Here is a 15,879-nt window from a genome sequence, read left to right as displayed (position 1 = left end):
CGTAGTCGCTCAGTCCAGCCTCTCGGCGAGGGCGAGGCAGCGCTCGTCGCAGGCCGCGACGAGACGTCCGGCCGCCGAGTCGTCCCCGCGCCCGACCGCTTCGGCCAGCTCGCGGTAGCCGGTCCACAGCAGCTCCCGCAGGCCGGGCCGCTCGCGCAGGTGCGGCACGGCGAAGACCCAGCACTGCACGCGCAGCCGGTCCAGGAACTCGGTTATGTAGGGGTTGCCCATCAACTCGCCCAGTTCACGCCAGAAGCGCAGGTCGTAGCCGATGAGCACGTCCAGGTCCCCGCCGAGGACGGCCCGCTCGGCGGCCTCGGCGCGGCGGCGCACCGAGGCCAGCCGCTCGTCGCCGGGGGCGGGCCGGGCCGGGCCGGCGGGTCTGCGGAAGACGCCCTCGGCGACCAGGGTGCGCGCCTGGACCATGGCCCGGTAGTCGGCGGTGGTGAAGACGTGGACGCGGAAACCCCGGTGCTGCTCCACGTCCAGCAGGCCCTGCGCGGACAGGTCGACGAGTGCCTCGCGCACCGGGGTGGCGGAGACGCCGTACTGCTCGGCTATCTCCTTGACCGTGAAGCCCCGGCCCGCCGGGAGACGCCCGGCGAGGACCTCGTCGCGCAGCGCGTCCGCGATCTGCGCGCGCAGTGTGCTGCGCTGGATCACGGGCGCCTCCTCACTGCTTCGAACGTCCGGGCACCGGCGCCGTCCGTCATCCGCACCCCCTTTTTCCAGGGGGCAAGCCTAGCGTCCGCTTTTTGACAGCTTCCTGTCGAAGTGACAACATGGTGTCATAAGCGTCCCGGCGATCAGCTCCGGGGAGGGGCCATGGAACGCAGGACCGTGCACGTAGCCGTCTACGACACCTTCGCCGACTGGGAGATCCCCTACGCCACCACCGCCCTGACCGGCGCCGGACACCATGTGGTGTACGTCGGCGAGAGCGGCGAGCCCGTGATCAGCATGGGCGGCATGCAGGTGTCGCCCGGCCTGTCCGTCGCCGACCTGCGGCCCGCCGACAGCGCGCTGCTGATCCTGCCGGGAGCGGACGCCTGGGAGAAGGTGCTTCCGCCCTTCGCCGCGGCGGCCCGCGCCTTCCTGGAGGCCGGGGTGCCCGTCGCGGCCATCTGCGGGGCCGTGACCGGGCTGGCGAAGGAGGGACTGCTCGACGACCGCCCCCACACCGGCGCCGCCGCCGAGGTGCTGGCCGCCACCGGCTACCGGGGCGGCGGCCACTACCGCGAGACCGACGCCTGCGCCGACGGGGACCTGATCACCGCCGGCCCCACCGAGCCGGTGGCGTTCGCCCGCGAGATCCTGACCCGGCTGGAGGTGTACCCGCCCGAGGTGCTCGACGCCTGGTTCCGGCTGTTCCGGCACTCCGACGCGAGCGCCTACGGGGTGCTGGCGGCCCACGAGGGCGCGAGCGGGGCGGCGTGAGCGCCCCCGGACTGCTGTCGGACACGGCGCTGGCCGTCTTCCGGCTGAACGGGCGGTTCCTGTCCGCCGCCGAGCGGCTGGCCCGGCCCGCCGGGCTGACCGCCGCCTGGTGGCAGGTGCTCGGCGCGGTGCTGCGCGAGCCGCTGCCGGTGTCCGGCATAGCCCGTGCCATGGGCGTCACCCGGCAGAGCGTGCAGCGCGTGGCGGACCTGCTGGTCGAGCGCGGCCTGGCGGTGTACGAGCCCAACCCCGCGCACCGCCGCGCCAAGCTGCTCGCCCCCACCGAGGAGGGCCGCGCGGCGGTGGACCGGATCACCCCGGGCCACGCGGAGTTCGCCGCGCGCCTGGGCGAGGCGCTGGGCGGCGAGGATGCCTTCGCCGAGGTGCGCGACGCGCTGGAGCGGCTGTCGAAGGCGCTGGACGGCCTGGAGGCGCGGGACGCGGACGGCGCCGGGCCGGCGGGGGTGTGAGCGCGCGGGACCGCGCACCGGTCCACGCACCGGGGGGCCGCGCCGTCGAGTACGGCGCGGCCCCCCGGTGGGTGCGGTCGGCGGGAGGCCCGGCCGGGGTCCCCGGTCAGGAGTCCCCGGTCAGGGTCCCCCGGTCAGAGGAACGAGTTGATCTGGATCGTCTCGTCCCGGCCCGGGCCGACGCCGATGGCGGAGACGGGCGCGCCCGACATCTCCTCCAGCGCCTTCACGTAGGCCTGCGCGTTCTTCGGCAGGTCGGAGAACTCCTTGGCCCCCGAGATGTCCTCGGACCAGCCCGGCAGCATCTCGTAGACCGGCTTGGCGTGGTGGAAGTCGGTCTGGCTGTAGGGCAGCTCGGTGACCCGCCGACCGTCGATCTCGTAGGCGACGCAGACCGGGATGCTCTCCCAGCCGGTGAGCACGTCCAGCTTGGTGAGGAAGAAGTCGGTGAGCCCGTTGACGCGGGTGGCGTACCGGGCGATCACCGCGTCGAACCAGCCGCAGCGCCGGTCGCGGCCGGTGGTGACGCCGCGCTCGCCGCCGATGGTGCGCAGCTTCTCGCCGTCCTCGTCGAACAGCTCGGTCGGGAACGGCCCGGCGCCCACGCGCGTGGTGTACGCCTTGAGGATGCCGATGACCCGGTCGATCCTCGTCGGGCCCACCCCCGCGCCGGTGCAGGCGCCGCCGGCGGTCGGGTTGGAGGAGGTCACGAAGGGGTAGGTGCCGTGGTCCACGTCCAGCAGCGTGCCCTGGCCGCCCTCGAAGAGGACGACCTTGTCCTGATCGAGCGCGTCGTTGAGCAGCAGGGTGGTGTCGCAGACGTAGCCGCGCAGCGCGTCCGCGTAGCCGAGCAGTTCCTCGACCACCTGCTCCACGGCGATGGCCCGGCGGTTGTAGAGCTTGGCGAGGATCTGGTTCTTCTGGTCGAGGGCCGCCTCGACCTTCTGCGTCAGGATCGACTCGTCGAAGAGGTCCTGGACGCGGATGCCCACGCGGTTGATCTTGTCCGCGTACGTCGGGCCGATGCCGCGGCCGGTGGTGCCGATCTTGCGCTTGCCCAGGAAGCGCTCGGTCACCTTGTCCATCGTGGTGTGGTACGGCGTGATCAGATGCGCGTTTCCGCTGATCAGCAGCTTGGACGTGTCCACGCCGCGCTCTTCGAGCCCACTCAGCTCGGAGAGCAGGACCGCCGGGTCCACCACGACGCCGTTTCCGATCACCGGGACACAGCCCGGGGAGAGGATGCCGGAGGGGAGGAGGTGGAGCGCGTACTTCTGGTCGCCGACGACGACCGTGTGGCCGGCGTTGTTGCCACCCTGGTAGCGCACCACGTAGTCCACCGAGCCACCGAGCAGGTCGGTGGCCTTCCCCTTGCCTTCATCACCCCACTGAGCGCCGAGCAGCACGAGTGCGGGCACAGGCGTACACCCCTTCCGGCCGGGGCATGTCCAACGTGCGTGTCGGCCGTGGACCGAACGCGCTGACAAGAACCGTCGGACCGGTGCCCCGAATCGACGAAACCCCTGACCGCAACAGCGACAGGGGCTCTTGCACCGAGAGATTACCGGACTCCTCCGACGGGAGGCGAACGCGACGACCCCCGGCCGCACCCCCGCCGATCCCGCCGTCCGTACCCACCACAGCCAACTCCCCCCCGCGGCCGCCGATTCCGGCCGCCCCCGGTGGCCGCAGGCGGCCGGGACGACCGAAGGAAGGACCGAGGTGCCGGTTCCGCATCCGCTGCTCGTGCTCGTCGACCCCCTCGCACGCCGTACGGACGGGGAGTCCGTACGGATCGCCAGGGACGTGCTGGCCGCGGGCTCTCCCGGAGTGAAGGTGTGCCTGCCGGACGGCCCCGAGGAGGCCGCGCGGGCGCTGGCCCGCCGGGGCCGCAGGCGCCCGGTGGTGATAGGGGACGACCGGGCGCTGCTGCGGGCGGTGCGGCTGCTGCACCTGGAGCGCGGGCTGGCGCACTGCGCGCTGTCGGTGGTGCCGGTGGGGCGGCCGGGGTCGGTGGCGCTGGCCGGGACGCTGGGGGTGCCGCTGGACGCGGTACGGGCGGCGCGGACGGTGCTGGAGGGCCGGGAGAGACGCTTCGACCTGCTGATAGACGACAGCGGCGGCGTGGTGCTGGGGGGTCTGCGCATCCCGCCGCTGCACGGTGAGCGGGAGCGGCGGGGTACAGGGGGCGGACCGGCGCGCGGACCGCTGGGCCGCTGCCGCTCCCTGGTGCGCACCCTGACCCGGCCCGCGCCCGGCCCCGGGGCGGCGCGGCTGCGCGTCGAGGCCGACGGGGTGCTGCTGACCGATCTCGACAGCCCGGTGGAGCGGGTCTCGCTCACACCGGGCGGCGGTCTGGTGGACGTGGTCGTGCGGCGGCGGCCGGAGGACGGCCCGGTGCGGGCGCGGGCCCGCACGGTCACGGTCTCGGGGCCGCACTTCCGCTACCGCGCCGACGCGGTGGTCTCCGGTCCCGTCCTCACCCGCACCTGGACGGCGCACCCCTCGGCGCTGCGCCTGACCGTACCTCCGGCGGGCCCTCCGGCCACCGCGCCGGGCGTACCGCCCCAGCGGCCCTCGCCCGTCTGAGACCGCCCGGGGCCGGGCTCGGAGCCGGACCCGGGGCTTCCGCGGGCCGGGCGGCGGACGCGCGTCAGGAGGGCTCGGAGGAGTCGCCGCCGCGCACGGCCTCGCGGTGGGCGTGCCAGCGGTCCAGCATCATGGCCAGCTCCCGCCGCATGAAGTCGAAGAACTCCGCCGTCTCGGCTATGCGGCGGCCCGCCGGGGTGTCGGGGCCGACGGCCTTGAGGCCCTGGTCGAAGGTGGCGCCCCACCGCCCGAGCAGCGCGTCGCGGTCGGTCATCGCCTCGTACCAGACGTCCGCGTGCACCCGGTAGCGCTCCCGGCGCGAGCCCGGTTCCCGTTCGCGGGTGACCAGATGGACCTGGGAGAGGTAGCGGATGGCGCCGGAGACGGCGGCCGGGCTGATCCGCAGGCGCTCGGAGAGCTCGGCGGAGCCGAGGGTGCCGGAGTCCTCGGTCAGCAGGCAGGCGAAGACCCGCGAGGCCATGCGCTGCATGCCCGCCTCGGTCAGCTCGGCGGCGAAACGCTCGACGAACTCGGCGACCTCGGGGCCGTAGGGCCGCGTGCGCGGGTCCACGGGCCGCCCGGTCGGCTCGACCTGTCCGTTCGGCTCGTTCGGCTGTTCACTCACCACCACGGGCCCCATCCTCGCAGGTCACGAACGCCTGGACCATCCTGGCCGTTTTCTGTCTTCGCAAATTTCTGAAATTAGAGTAGCTTCGCAACCATGACCAAGGCAACCACCGCCATCTCGGTCTCCGGTCTCGTGAAGACCTTCGGCCGCACCCGCGCGCTCGACGGACTCGACCTGCACGTCGAGACCGGCGAGGTCCACGGCTTCCTCGGGCCCAACGGCTCGGGGAAGTCCACCACCATCCGCGTCCTGCTGGGCCTGCTGCGCGCCGACTCCGGCACCGCCCGGCTGCTGGACGGCGATCCCTGGCGGGACGCCGTCGAGCTCCACCGCCGCGTCGCCTACGTGCCCGGTGACGTGACCCTGTGGCGCAACCTCTCCGGTGGCGAGGTCATCGACCTCTACGGGCGGCTGCGCGGCGGGCTCGACGCCCGGCGCCGCGACGAGCTGCTGGAGCGCTTCGAGCTCGACCCCACCAAGAAGGGCCGCACCTACTCCAAGGGCAACCGGCAGAAGGTCGCCCTCGTCGCCGCCTTCGCCTCCGACGTGGAGCTGCTGATCCTGGACGAGCCGACCTCCGGGCTCGACCCGCTGATGGAGGGGGTCTTCCGCGACTGCGTCGCCGAGGAGCGCGACCGGGGGCGGACGGTGCTGCTGTCCAGCCACATCCTCAGCGAGGTCGAGGCGCTGTGCGACCGGGTGAGCATCATCCGCCGGGGCGTCACCGTCGAGAGCGGGTCGCTCGCCGACCTGCGGCATCTGACCCGCACCTCCGTCAGCGCCGAACTGGCGGGCGAGCCGGACGGGCTGTCCGGCCTGCCCGGCGTGCACGACCTGTCCGTGCGGGGCCACCGGGTGCGGCTCCAGGTGGACACCGACAAGCTGGACGGCGTGCTGCGGCGGTTCTCGGAGACCGGCGTACGGAGCCTGACCAGCACCCCGCCCACCCTGGAGGAGCTCTTCCTGCGGCACTACCAGGACGAGCCGGGGAGGCCCGGGAAGCCGGCGGGCCTCGGGAACGGCGCCGCCGCGGCGGCCGACGGCGAGGAGGTCGTGGCGTCATGACCGCCGTCGCACAGCCGGCGGCGGCCGCCCGCCGCGACGGCTCTCGCCGTGACCTGGCCGGCGCCGGCGCGCTGCTGCGGCTCGCGCTGCGCCGCGACCGTGTGCTGATCCCGGTGTGGGTCCTGCTGCTGACCGTGCTCGCCGTGCAGAACGCCGCGGCCGTCGAGCAGTTCTACCCCACCGCCGCCGAACGCGCCGAGATGGTCGCGTCGATGAACGCCAACACCTCGATGCGCGCGGTGTACGGCCCGGCCTTCAGCAGTTCCCTGGGCGGCCTGGCCGTCTGGGAGATGCTCACCATCGGCAGCGTGCTCATCGCCATCATGAGCATGATCATCGTGGTGCGGCACACCCGCGAGGAGGAGGAGACCGGCCGCCAGGAGCTGATCTCCGCCGCGATGGTGGGCCGCCGCGCCCCGCTCACCTCCGCCCTGCTGGCCGCGGCGATCGCGAACGCGGCCGTCGCCGCCCTCGTCACCCTCGGCCTGACGGGCGTCGGGCTGCCCGCCGGCGGATCGCTGACCACCGGGCTCGCCCTGGGGAGCACCGGGCTGGTCTTCGCCGCGGTCGCCGCCCTGGCCGCGCAGCTCACCGAGAGCGCCCGGCTCGCCAAGGGGCTCACCGGCGCCGTACTGGGCGCCGCCTTCGTGCTGCGGGCCGCCGGGGACTCCGGCACCGCCGACGGCTCCTCCCCCCTGGCCTGGGCCTCCCCCCTGGCCTGGGCGCGCAACGCACGGCCGTTCGCCGACGAACGGCCCTGGGTGCTGCTGCTGTCCCTGGGCCTGGCGGTGGCGGTTACGGCCGCCGCGTACGAGCTGGCCGGGCGGCGCGACATCGGTGCGAGCTTCCTGGCCACCCGGCCCGGCCCGGCCACCGGCCGGATCAACGGCCCCTACGGGCTGGCCTTCCGGCTCCAGCGCGGCTCGCTGCTGGGCTGGGGCACCGGGCTGGTCCTGGCGGGTCTGGTCTTCGGCGGCATGGCCGAGGGGGCGGGCGATCTGCTCGGCGACAACGAGCAGAGCCGCGAGATCATCGAGCGGATGGGTGGCGCCTCGGGCCTCACCGACGCCTTCCTCGCCGCCATGGCCGGGCTGTTCGGCATGATCACCGCGATCTACGCGGTGGGCGCGGTCCTGCGGATGCGCGGCGAGGAGACGTCCGAGCGCGCCGAGCCGATCCTGGCCGGCGCGGTGCCCCGGCTGCGCTGGGCGGCCGGCCATCTGCTCTTCGCCTTCGCCGGATCGGCCGTCCTGCTCGCCTCCTGCGGTCTGGCCATGGGGGCGGGCTACGGGCTGGCCGCCGGGGAGCCGGGCGCGGTGTGGCGGGTGACCGGCGCGGTCCTCGCGCAGGCGCCGGCGGTGTGGGCGCTCACCGGCGTGGCGGTGCTGCTCCTGGGCGCCGTGCCCGGGGCGGCCCCGGCGGCCTGGGGGCTGGTCGGCGGCGCGCTCGTCATCGGCTGGCTCGGCCCCGCGCTCGACCTGCCCCGGGCGGTCATGAACCTCACACCGTTCACGCACCTGCCCAAGCTGCCGGGCGGGGACCCGGCCGCGGCCCCGTACCTGTGGATACTGCTGGCCGCGGCGGCGCTGACGGCGGCGGGGCTCGCCGCTTTCCGCCGCCGCGACATCGGCTGAGGCACCGGCGGGAGGCGGGGCGGGGGCCCGTTCCGCCTCCCGTCCCCCGCCTCCCGTGCCGCCCGGCCCGTTCCGCCGTACGGGGCAGCCGCGTCATCCCCCCGCACCACCCGGGGATGCGGGACGGCGGGGACGCTGCTCGCATGGGGGCGACGTGCACCCGAACGCAGCGGAGGTCTCCGCCATGCACTCCCCCCGTCCCCGCGCCCACGCCCCCGCCCGCCTCCGGTGCCGCCGCGCCCGCCGCACGCTGGCCGCCGGTACGGCCGCCGCCGCCCTGGCGCTGGCGGCCGCCCCCACGGCCGCCTCCGCCGCGGAGGGCGGGGAAGGGGGCGGCGGCGGGCCGGACACCGGCCAGGAGCTCACCCTCACCCCCGCCCGCGCGGGCGGGGACGGAGGCGGGGCCCTCGGCGTACGCGCCGTGTGCGAGGCGGGCGGCTCGGGCGGTGTCGTCTCCTCCCCCGCCTTCGAGCGGACCGTCGCGCTCGAACGCGCCGACGACCGTCCCGCCCTGGAGAGACACGCCACCGCCCCGCTGCGGGAGGGGCTGGCCGTCGGCGGCAGCTACCCCGTGGTCGCGGTCTGCGGCACCGGGGAGCTGCTGTCCGCCTCCTTCACCCACACCGGCGTCGCGGCGGAACCGGGCACCGGGTCCTCCCCGGCGGCGGCCTTCGGCGGGGCGGCGGGGCTGGCCGGGCTGACCGCGCTGGCGGCCGGCGCGGTGCTCCTGCGCCACCGCGCCGGGGCCCTGTCCGCGGTACGCCGGCTGCGCCGGGCCGGCGGTCGCCGGTTCGGTGGCCTGCGGACCGGCGGCCGGCGGACCGGCGACCCGCGGGTCAGCGGCCGGCCTTGATCCGGTCGTCCTGGAGGGAGGTCAGCCGCAGGACCACCAGGATCGCCAGTACCGTGGCGGGCACGGCCAGGAAGTCGGCGAGGACCGTGAGGGCCGCGCTGCCCTGCGCCTCGTCGACGGTCTCGGCCTCGTACCACGGCCGGTAGTTGAGGACTCCGACGACCATGCCGGTCAGCCACATCGTCCACCAGCCGTTGAGCAGGCCGCGGTTGCTGCTCCGGCGCGGGCCGTACCAGGTGGTGCGGGTGGAGGTGGGGTCGCTGTGGTCGCAGACGTCGTTGATGATCTGCTTGGGCATGAAGAACCAGATCACCGGCACCAGCCAGGAGCCGATCGCCCATCCCTGGTGGTAGCGGATCTGCCCGGGGGCGAACGCCTCCGCGTTCGCCCGGACCCGCCAGAACCACACCAGCCACAGCACGATCACCGGCAGCTGGAACAGCGCGGAGAGGACCGCCATCACCTCGGTGGTGTTCCGCAGGGAGCCGTGGTCGAAGGCCGCGTACGCCAGGTAGCCGCCCTCGTGGAGTTCGTTCAGCTCCCCGTAGACCTGGAAGTCGAGCACGAGCTGCACCAGCGTGCACAGCAGCAGCGCGCTCAGCCCGGCGCTCAGCACGAGCGACAGCGTGCGCGCCGAGCGCGCGGCGCCGGGGCGCACGGCGGCGCCGGGCGCGGGGTAGGGGGCGGTGACCGGGGGCGGGGGCGTGGAGTGCCACGACCGGGGCGCCTGCGGCGCGTAGGGCGCGGCGGTCGGCCCCGACGGGTAGGCGGGCTGGGGCGGCACGGTCGGCGGAACGGGCGCCGTGTACCCCGGGGCGGCCCCCGGCGCGGGTCCCGTGTGCGGCGCGGGCGTGCCCGGTGCGGCGGGCGGCGCGGACGGGGCCGGGCCCACCGCGGCCCCGGGCCGCGCGAGGGCGCTCGCCGCCGTCTCCGGGTCCTCACTGTCCAGCAGCCGCACCGCGTGGCGGCCGAGCTGGGCCAGCACCTCGCCCGGCAGCCAGGTCCCGCCGGGCGGCGTGTGCGCCGCGACGCGGGCGGCCAGGTCGTCCAGTGAGGGCCGGCCGGCCGGGTTCTTGACCAGGCAGTCCGCCACCAGTTCGCGCAGCGGGCCGGACAGACCGCTCAGGTCGGGCTCCTCCTCGGCGATGCGGAACAGCAGGGCGTGGAAGCCGCTGTCGGCCGTGCCGAACGGCATCCGCCCGGTCGCCGCGTAGGCGAGCACCGCGCCGAGGCAGAAGACGTCGCCGGCCGGGGTGACCCGCTCGCCGCGCACCTGCTCGGGCGACATGAAGCCGGGCGAGCCGATGACGGCGCCGGTCTGGGTCAGCCCGCTCCCGGTCACCGAGTCCAGGGCGCGGGCTATGCCGAAGTCGATCACCTTCGGCCCGTCGATGGTGACCAGCACGTTCGAGGGCTTCAGATCGCGGTGCACCAGCTCCGCGCCGTGGATCGCGCGCAGCGCCTCGACCAGCCCGGCGGCCAGCGCGTACACCGAGTGCTCGGGCAGCGGCCCGTAGTCCTCGTCCACCACCTCCTGCAGCGACGGCCCGGCGATGTAGCCGGTGGCCACCCAGGGGGTCGCGGCATCGGTGTCGGCGTCCAGCACCGGAGCCGTCCACTGGCCCCCGACCCGCCGCGCGGCGTTGACCTCCTTGGCGAAACGCTCGCGGAAGGAGGGCTGACGGGCCAGCTCCTCCTGGACGACCTTCACCGCGACCGTACGGCCGCGTTCGGAACGCGCCAGGTAGACCCGGCCCATCCCGCCCGCGCCCAGTCTCCCCAGCAACCTGTACGCGCCGATCCAGCGCGGGTCACCGTCCCCCAGTGGTTCCATCGCGCGCGGCTCCTCCCCGTTCACCTCGTCCGTCGAGAATAGAGGTGCGGACGCACGCCGGGGACGACGGCAACCGATCCGTGACCGGTTCCCCCGTGCCCGGTGCCGGGCGCGGTTCCCCGGTCCGGTGCCGGGCGCGTCAGCCTCCGGGGACGACGAGCCCCGACTCGTAGGCGAAGACGGCCGCCTGGGTGCGGTCGCGCAGCCCCAGCTTGACCAGCACCCGGCTGACATGCGTCTTCACGGTGGACTCGGCGACGACGAGCCGGTCGGCGATCTCGCCGTTGGACAGGCCCCGGGCGACGAGCGCGAGCACCTGCGTCTCGCGCTCGGTCAGATCCCCGATGCGCTCCCTGAGCGGGGCGCGCGGGCCGTCGGCGGCCGAGAGCCGGGAGAACTCCGCGATCAGCCGCCGGGTGACCGTCGGCGCGAGCAGCGCCTCGCCGGCCGCCACCGTCCGCACCCCCTCGGCCAGCTGGCCGGCGGAGGCGTCCTTGAGCAGGAAGCCGCTCGCCCCGGCGCGCAGCGCCTGGTAGACGTACTCGTCCAGGTCGTAGGTGGTCAGGATCAGCACCCTGGCGGCCGATCCGGAGGCGCAGATCTCACGGGTGGCCTCCAGCCCGTTGGCCACGGGCATGCGGATGTCCATCAGCACGACGTCCGGTTCCAGCCGGGCGACCGCCTCCACCGCCTCGCGCCCGTTGACCGCCTCGCCGACGACCTCCATGTCCGGCTGGGCGTTCAGCAGGACGGAGAAGCCCTCGCGGACCATCATCTGGTCGTCGGTGATCACCACCCGGATCACGGCGCGTCCTTGCGGAGCACGACCCCCGGTGCGGCGTCCGGCGCTGTGCCCGGCGCGGAGCCCGGTACTGTCCCCGGCGCGGAACCCGGCGCGGCGTCCGGTGCGGCGTCATGCCCCACCGGCAGGAACGCCTCCACCGCGAAGCCGCCGTCCCCGGTCTCCTCGGCCGTCAGCTCGCCCCCGAGCATCGCCGCGCGCTCCCGCATCCCCATCAGTCCGTGCCCGGACCCCCCGGACGCCTTCACCGGTCCGCCGGGCGGTCCGTTGACGATCCGCAGGCCGAGCCCGACCGGTACGTAGCCCAGCTCCACCCGGGCACTCGCACCGGGCGCGTGGCGCAGGGCGTTGCTCAGCGCCTCCTGCACGATGCGGTACGCGGACAGCTCCACGCCCTGCGGCAGCGGCCGCGGCCTCCCGGTGGTCACCGACTCCACCTCCAGCCCGGCCCGGCGTACGTTCTCCAGCAGACCGTCGAGATCGGCGAGGGTGGGCTGCGGCGCCTCCGGACCCCAGTCGTCCAGATCACCCGGCAGGTCGGCGCGGACGACGCCCAGGACGCGGCGCAGTTCGGTCAGGGCCGTCACCGCGTTCTGGCGGATGGTGGCCAGCGCCGCCACCAGTTCCTCGGGCGGGTCCTGGACCCGGTAGGGGGCCGCCTCGGCCTGGATGGCGACCACCGACATGTGGTGGGCCACCACGTCGTGCAGCTCGCGGGCGATGGTGGTGCGCTCCTCCAGCAGGGTGCGCCGGGACCGCTCCTCCTCCACCACCGCGACCTGCTCGACGACCTGCCGGCGCGAGTCGCGCCAGCCGCGCACGGCGAGCAGCAGGGTGAGGGCGATCCCCGAGACCACCGTCATGGCGAAGGCGACCGCAGCGCCCCGGTAGGGGTCCGTCACGGCGGCGAGCCCGCCGACCAGTGCGGTCAGCAGCCACATGTGGAGCGAGATCCGGGGGCGGGTGCGGGCGGCGACGCCCAGCAGCACCACCAGATGCGCCACGAAGGAGACACCCGTCCAGGGCCAGGCGACCCAGGCACCGGGGGCGACGGCCGCCGTGAAGAGCATGCCGCCCAGCGACAGCCAGAAGGCACCGACCGGCCGGAAGAGCAGCACGACCAGCGGCACGCCGAGGAACAGCGCCCGTACGAAACCGCCGTCGCTGGAGTAGGAGTTGACGACCTCGATGAACATCAGCAGCAGTGCCAGGCCCACCAGGGCCAGATGCGGCAGCCGGCGGGCCGGACCGCGCAGGGCGGCGGGCAGCGGGCGCAGCAGGCGGTGGTCCTCGGGCAGCGGTGGCAGCGGCCGGAAGGCGAAGGCTCCGGTCAGCAGGTCCGCGCGCAGGTCGTGCAGGGCGTCGCGGGCCATCCGCAGTTCGGTGGGCTGTCGGGAGCCGCCGGCCGTCCCGGTGGCCGCCGTCTTCGCCGCGGCCGGGTTCGTGGTGTCGGTCACGGTGACGACACTAGGGACCGCGGGCGCCGGGGTCGTCCGCCCGCGGTCGCATCCTCGGAGGTCCCTCTCAGGTACTACACGCCCAGGTGCCTCACACCCAGGTGCCTCACGCCCGCGTACCGCGCCAGCTCCCGCGCCAGCAGCCCGAAGGCCGCCGTGCCCGGGGTGACGGGCGCGTAGTGGCCGGTGCCGGGCAGCTCGGCGAGCCGGGCCGCGGGCCGGGCGGCGGCGTAGCGGCGGGACAGCTCGACGGGGACGTCCGCGTCCTCGGTGCCGTGCAGCAGCACCACGGGGACCGCCTCCGGGTCCGGCGGCGGCAGCAGCATCGGGTCGGCCTCGGGCAGCCGGGCCGCGAGGTGCTCCTCGCCGCCCAGCAGCTCGGCCACCGCGCCGCCGCTCAGGTCCAGTTCATGGGCGCGGGCGAGATCGGCGACCGGGGCGACGGCGACCACCGGGCACCGCGCCAGGCCGCGGGAGGCCGCCCACAGGGCGAGGTGGCCGCCCGCCGAGTGCCCGGCCAGTGCCCGGAGCTCCCCAACTCCGCGCAGATGCTCCAGGGCGGCGCCGACGTCCTCGAAGGTGCCCGGCCGGCCGCCGCCCCCGCCGACGCGCCGGTACTCCACCAGCGCCACCCGCAGCCCGTACCCGCAGGCCAGCGCGGCGGCGAGCGGGGACAGGTGGACGCGGTCGTACGCCTCGCGCCAGAAGCCGCCGTGCAGTACGGCCACCAGGGGCCCGCCGGGCGGGCCGTGCAGGTCGATCACCTGCGAGGGATGGGGGCCGTAGCGCTCGGCGGCGGACGGCGCCGCCGGGGCCAGGCCCAGCAGCGCCGCCTCCTCCGTCCCGCCCGCGGACGCCGTCTCAGGCATCGCGCTCCGCCAGCACCTCGCCGAGGACCCGGGCGGCCAGCTCGGCGTCGGCGAAGGACGTGTACAGCGGGGTGAAGCCGAAGCGCAGCACGTCCGGGCGGCGGAAGTCGCCCACCACGCCGCGCGCGACCAGCTCTGCCATCACCTCCCCGGCGTCCGCGCAGCGCAGCGCGATCTGGCTGCCGCGCCGGGCGTGCTCGGCCGGGGTCGCCGACTCCACGCGCCCGGAGGGCACGTAACCGCCCACGCAGCGCAGGAAGAAGTCCGTCAGGGCCAGGCTCTTGGCGCGCACGGCCGCCACGTCCACCCCGTCCCAGACCTTCAGCGCCTCCTCCAGCGCCAGCATGGACAGGATGTCCGGCGTGCCGACCCGGCCGCGCGGCGCGCCGTCGGCGGGCTCGTACTCGTGGCTCATGCCGAACGGGTCGGCGTGCGAGTGCCAGCCGGGCAGCGGGGAGTCGAAGCGCGGCTGGAGACCGCTGCGGACGTAGAGGTAGGCCGGGGCGCCGGGGCCGCCGTTGAGGTACTTGTACGTGCAGCCGACGGCCAGGTCCACGCCGTGCTCGTCCAGCCCGACCGGGAGGGCGCCCGCGCTGTGGCACAGGTCCCACACCGTGTACGCCCCCGCCTCGTGGGCGGCGGCGGTGATGCCGGGCAGGTCGTGGAGCTCGCCAGTGCGGTAGTCGACGTGGTTGACCAGCACGGCGGCGGTACGCGGGCCCACCGAGCCGGGGATGCCTCCGGGCGGGATCGCGCGGACCGCGGCGCCGGTCAGCCGGGCCGCGGAGGCGGCGATGTAGCCGTCGGTGGGGAAGGTGGTGGCGTCCACCAGCAGGTCGGTGCGGGCCGGGTTGTCCTCGCGGGCCATCCGGATCGCGGCGACCACCGCCTTGAGGACGTTGACGCTGGTGGAGTCGCCCGCCACGATCTGGCCGGGCGCGGCGCCGACGATCGGGGCGATCAGATCGCCGACCCGCTCGGGCGCGGTCCACCAGCCGGACTCGGTCCAGGAGCGGATCCGCAGCCGCCCCCACTCGCGCTCCACCACGTCCGCGACGCGGGCGGGCACGGAACGGGGCAGCGCGCCCAGGGAGTTGCCGTCGAGGTAGACGACGCTCTCGCCCTTCTCGTCCTCCAGGACGAAGGCGTCGCGCCGGCCGGCCAGGGCGTCGGCCGCGTCGAGCTTCGCGGCCTCCTCGCGCAGGGCGGTGTTTCCCACTGCGTTCCCGGGGGCGTTTCCGGGTGCGTTCTCGGTTGCGTCAGACATGGCTGCGGGCCGTCCAGAGCTCGGGGAAGACGTTCTTGCGGGCGCGCTTCTCCAGCCAGGCCACACCCGCGGAGCCGCCGGTGCCCTGCTTGGAGCCCATCGCGCGGCGGGTGGCCACCAGATGGTCGTTGCGCCAGCGCCAGACCTGCTCGGCCACCTCGGTCAGCGCCTCGCCCAGACGCAGCAGCTCGCTGCCGGGGTCGCCGGAGTAGATGCGCGCCCAGACCCGCTCGACCGCCGGGTGGGGCTCGTACCGCTGCGAGACGTCCCGGCCGGTGACCTCCCCGGGGATGTCCTCGCCGCGGCGGGCCAGATAACGCAGCACCTCGTCGTACAGGCTCGGCTCGTGCAGGGCCTTCTCCAGCTCGTCGTACACGCGCGGCGCGCCGCGGTGCGGTACGAGCATGGACGCGGACTTCTCCCCGAGCATGAACTCCATGCGCCGGTACATCGCGGACTGGAAGCCGGACCCCTCGCCGAGGGCACCGCGGTAGGCGTTGAACTGCGCCGGGGTGAGATGGGCCAGGGGCTCCCAGGAGGCGTTGAGCGAGAGCATCTCGTACACCGAGCGCCTGAGCGCCTCCAGCGCGGTGCGCGGGTCGTCCGCGCGCAGCGCCCGGGAGGCGACCGTCCACTCGTGGACGATGACGGTGAACCACAGCTCCATCACCTGTGTGGTCACCAGGAAGGACATCTCCCCGGGGTCGTCGGAGAGGGGGTGCTGGAGGTGGGTGAGGACGTCCGCCCTGACGTAGTCCTCGTACGGTGTGGTGCCCGCGAAGTCGAGGTTCGGGTTCTCCGAACCGCTCTCGGCTCCGGCACCGGTCCCGGACCGCGCTCCGGTCGGCTGTGACGTACCGGTCGGCTGTGACGGCTCTGACGGCTCTGACGGCATGGCTGTTCTCTGTTCTCCTCGCGCGCTCGCCCGGGGTCGCCGGGCCTTCTCCGCAGATCATCGGTTCGGGGCCCGGCGA

General features: G+C 75.0%; 15 protein-coding genes. 6 read left to right on the top strand and 9 right to left on the bottom strand.

Features of this window, described 5'->3' with window-relative positions:
- Positions 1-9: 9 nt before the first annotated feature.
- Positions 10-663, bottom strand: a complete 654-nt coding sequence (locus ACW69E_RS19855; protein ID WP_457499620.1) for a GntR family transcriptional regulator — start codon at positions 661-663, stop codon at positions 10-12.
- Positions 664-825: 162 nt separating this feature from the next.
- Between ACW69E_RS19855 and ACW69E_RS19850 the strand changes: the two genes are divergently transcribed.
- Together ACW69E_RS19850 and ACW69E_RS19845 are read left to right on the top strand one after the other, a co-directional pair.
- A complete protein-coding gene (locus tag ACW69E_RS19850; RefSeq protein WP_457499619.1) occupies positions 826-1,437 on the top strand; it encodes a DJ-1/PfpI family protein in 612 nt (203 codons plus the stop codon).
- Entirely contained in the window at positions 1,434-1,907 is a 474-nt protein-coding gene (locus ACW69E_RS19845; protein WP_457499618.1) for a MarR family winged helix-turn-helix transcriptional regulator, read from the top strand. Before ACW69E_RS19850 ends, ACW69E_RS19845 begins: the two co-directional genes overlap by 4 nt.
- A gap of 134 nt (positions 1,908-2,041) precedes the next feature.
- On the opposite strand, the gene ACW69E_RS19840 is transcribed toward ACW69E_RS19845, so the two are convergent.
- Positions 2,042-3,325, bottom strand: coding sequence for an adenylosuccinate synthase (locus ACW69E_RS19840; protein ID WP_457499617.1), 1,284 nt, complete (start codon positions 3,323-3,325; stop codon positions 2,042-2,044).
- A gap of 304 nt (positions 3,326-3,629) precedes the next feature.
- Here ACW69E_RS19840 and ACW69E_RS19835 point away from each other — a divergent pair, with 304 nt between their 5' ends.
- Positions 3,630-4,496 carry a diacylglycerol kinase gene (locus tag ACW69E_RS19835; protein WP_457499616.1) on the top strand — a complete coding sequence of 289 codons (867 nt, stop codon included), beginning with the start codon at positions 3,630-3,632 and terminating at the stop codon, positions 4,494-4,496.
- 64 nt (positions 4,497-4,560) lie between these two features.
- Here the strand turns inward: ACW69E_RS19835 and ACW69E_RS19830 are convergent, their stop codons facing one another.
- Entirely contained in the window at positions 4,561-5,121 is a 561-nt protein-coding gene (locus ACW69E_RS19830) for a GbsR/MarR family transcriptional regulator (RefSeq protein WP_457499681.1), read from the bottom strand.
- A gap of 96 nt (positions 5,122-5,217) precedes the next feature.
- Between ACW69E_RS19830 and ACW69E_RS19825 the strand changes: the two genes are divergently transcribed.
- The 3 genes from ACW69E_RS19825 (at position 5,218) to ACW69E_RS19815 (ending at position 8,676) form a co-directional block, all read left to right on the top strand.
- Positions 5,218-6,189, top strand: a complete 972-nt coding sequence (locus ACW69E_RS19825) for an ABC transporter ATP-binding protein (RefSeq protein WP_457499615.1) — start codon at positions 5,218-5,220, stop codon at positions 6,187-6,189.
- A complete protein-coding gene (locus ACW69E_RS19820; RefSeq protein ID WP_457499614.1) occupies positions 6,186-7,823 on the top strand; it encodes an ABC transporter permease in 1,638 nt (545 codons plus the stop codon). The genes ACW69E_RS19825 and ACW69E_RS19820 overlap by 4 nt, the downstream gene beginning before the upstream one ends.
- Before the next feature lie 154 nt (positions 7,824-7,977).
- Positions 7,978-8,676, top strand: a complete 699-nt coding sequence (locus ACW69E_RS19815; protein ID WP_457499613.1) for a hypothetical protein — start codon at positions 7,978-7,980, stop codon at positions 8,674-8,676.
- Here ACW69E_RS19815 and ACW69E_RS19810 read toward each other — a convergent pair.
- The 6 genes from ACW69E_RS19810 to ACW69E_RS19785 all read right to left on the bottom strand — a co-directional run bounded on the left by ACW69E_RS19810 (position 8,660) and on the right by ACW69E_RS19785 (position 15,800).
- Positions 8,660-10,510: a protein kinase domain-containing protein gene (locus ACW69E_RS19810; RefSeq protein WP_457499612.1), complete on the bottom strand. Its 1,851-nt coding sequence runs from the start codon at positions 10,508-10,510 to the stop codon at positions 8,660-8,662. The two genes, ACW69E_RS19815 and ACW69E_RS19810, sit on opposite strands and share 17 nt — an antisense overlap.
- A gap of 139 nt (positions 10,511-10,649) precedes the next feature.
- Complete coding sequence (locus ACW69E_RS19805; protein ID WP_457499611.1) at positions 10,650-11,315, bottom strand: response regulator; 666 nt, start codon at positions 11,313-11,315, stop codon at positions 10,650-10,652.
- Positions 11,312-12,769: a sensor histidine kinase gene (locus ACW69E_RS19800; protein ID WP_457499610.1), complete on the bottom strand. Its 1,458-nt coding sequence runs from the start codon at positions 12,767-12,769 to the stop codon at positions 11,312-11,314. The genes ACW69E_RS19805 and ACW69E_RS19800 overlap by 4 nt, the downstream gene beginning before the upstream one ends.
- A gap of 74 nt (positions 12,770-12,843) precedes the next feature.
- The gene (locus ACW69E_RS19795; protein WP_457499609.1) at positions 12,844-13,638 is read right to left on the bottom strand and encodes an alpha/beta fold hydrolase; all 795 of its coding nucleotides are present in this window, start codon (positions 13,636-13,638) and stop codon (positions 12,844-12,846) included.
- The gene (gene kynU / locus ACW69E_RS19790) at positions 13,631-14,905 is read right to left on the bottom strand and encodes a kynureninase (protein ID WP_457499608.1); all 1,275 of its coding nucleotides are present in this window, start codon (positions 14,903-14,905) and stop codon (positions 13,631-13,633) included. Before kynU ends, ACW69E_RS19795 begins: the two co-directional genes overlap by 8 nt.
- Positions 14,898-15,800: a tryptophan 2,3-dioxygenase family protein gene (locus ACW69E_RS19785; RefSeq protein ID WP_457499607.1), complete on the bottom strand. Its 903-nt coding sequence runs from the start codon at positions 15,798-15,800 to the stop codon at positions 14,898-14,900. Before ACW69E_RS19785 ends, kynU begins: the two co-directional genes overlap by 8 nt.
- Between the last annotated feature and the right edge of the window lie 79 nt (positions 15,801-15,879).

The sequence above is a fragment of the Streptomyces sp. SS8 genome, from assembly GCF_054072955.1.
This window is presented reverse-complemented; position numbering and strand designations above follow the sequence as displayed.

Coding starts and splice junctions, on each gene's coding strand:
- ACW69E_RS19820 (WP_457499614.1), top strand. CDS start 6,186: ATGACCGCCGTCGCACAGCCGGCGGCGGCCGCCCGCCGCGACGGCTCT.
- ACW69E_RS19825 (WP_457499615.1), top strand. CDS start 5,218: ATGACCAAGGCAACCACCGCCATCTCGGTCTCCGGTCTCGTGAAGACC.
- ACW69E_RS19785 (WP_457499607.1), bottom strand. CDS start 15,800: ATGCCGTCAGAGCCGTCAGAGCCGTCACAGCCGACCGGTACGTCACAG.
- ACW69E_RS19850 (WP_457499619.1), top strand. CDS start 826: ATGGAACGCAGGACCGTGCACGTAGCCGTCTACGACACCTTCGCCGAC.
- ACW69E_RS19810 (WP_457499612.1), bottom strand. CDS start 10,510: ATGGAACCACTGGGGGACGGTGACCCGCGCTGGATCGGCGCGTACAGG.
- ACW69E_RS19795 (WP_457499609.1), bottom strand. CDS start 13,638: ATGCCTGAGACGGCGTCCGCGGGCGGGACGGAGGAGGCGGCGCTGCTG.
- kynU (WP_457499608.1), bottom strand. CDS start 14,905: ATGTCTGACGCAACCGAGAACGCACCCGGAAACGCCCCCGGGAACGCA.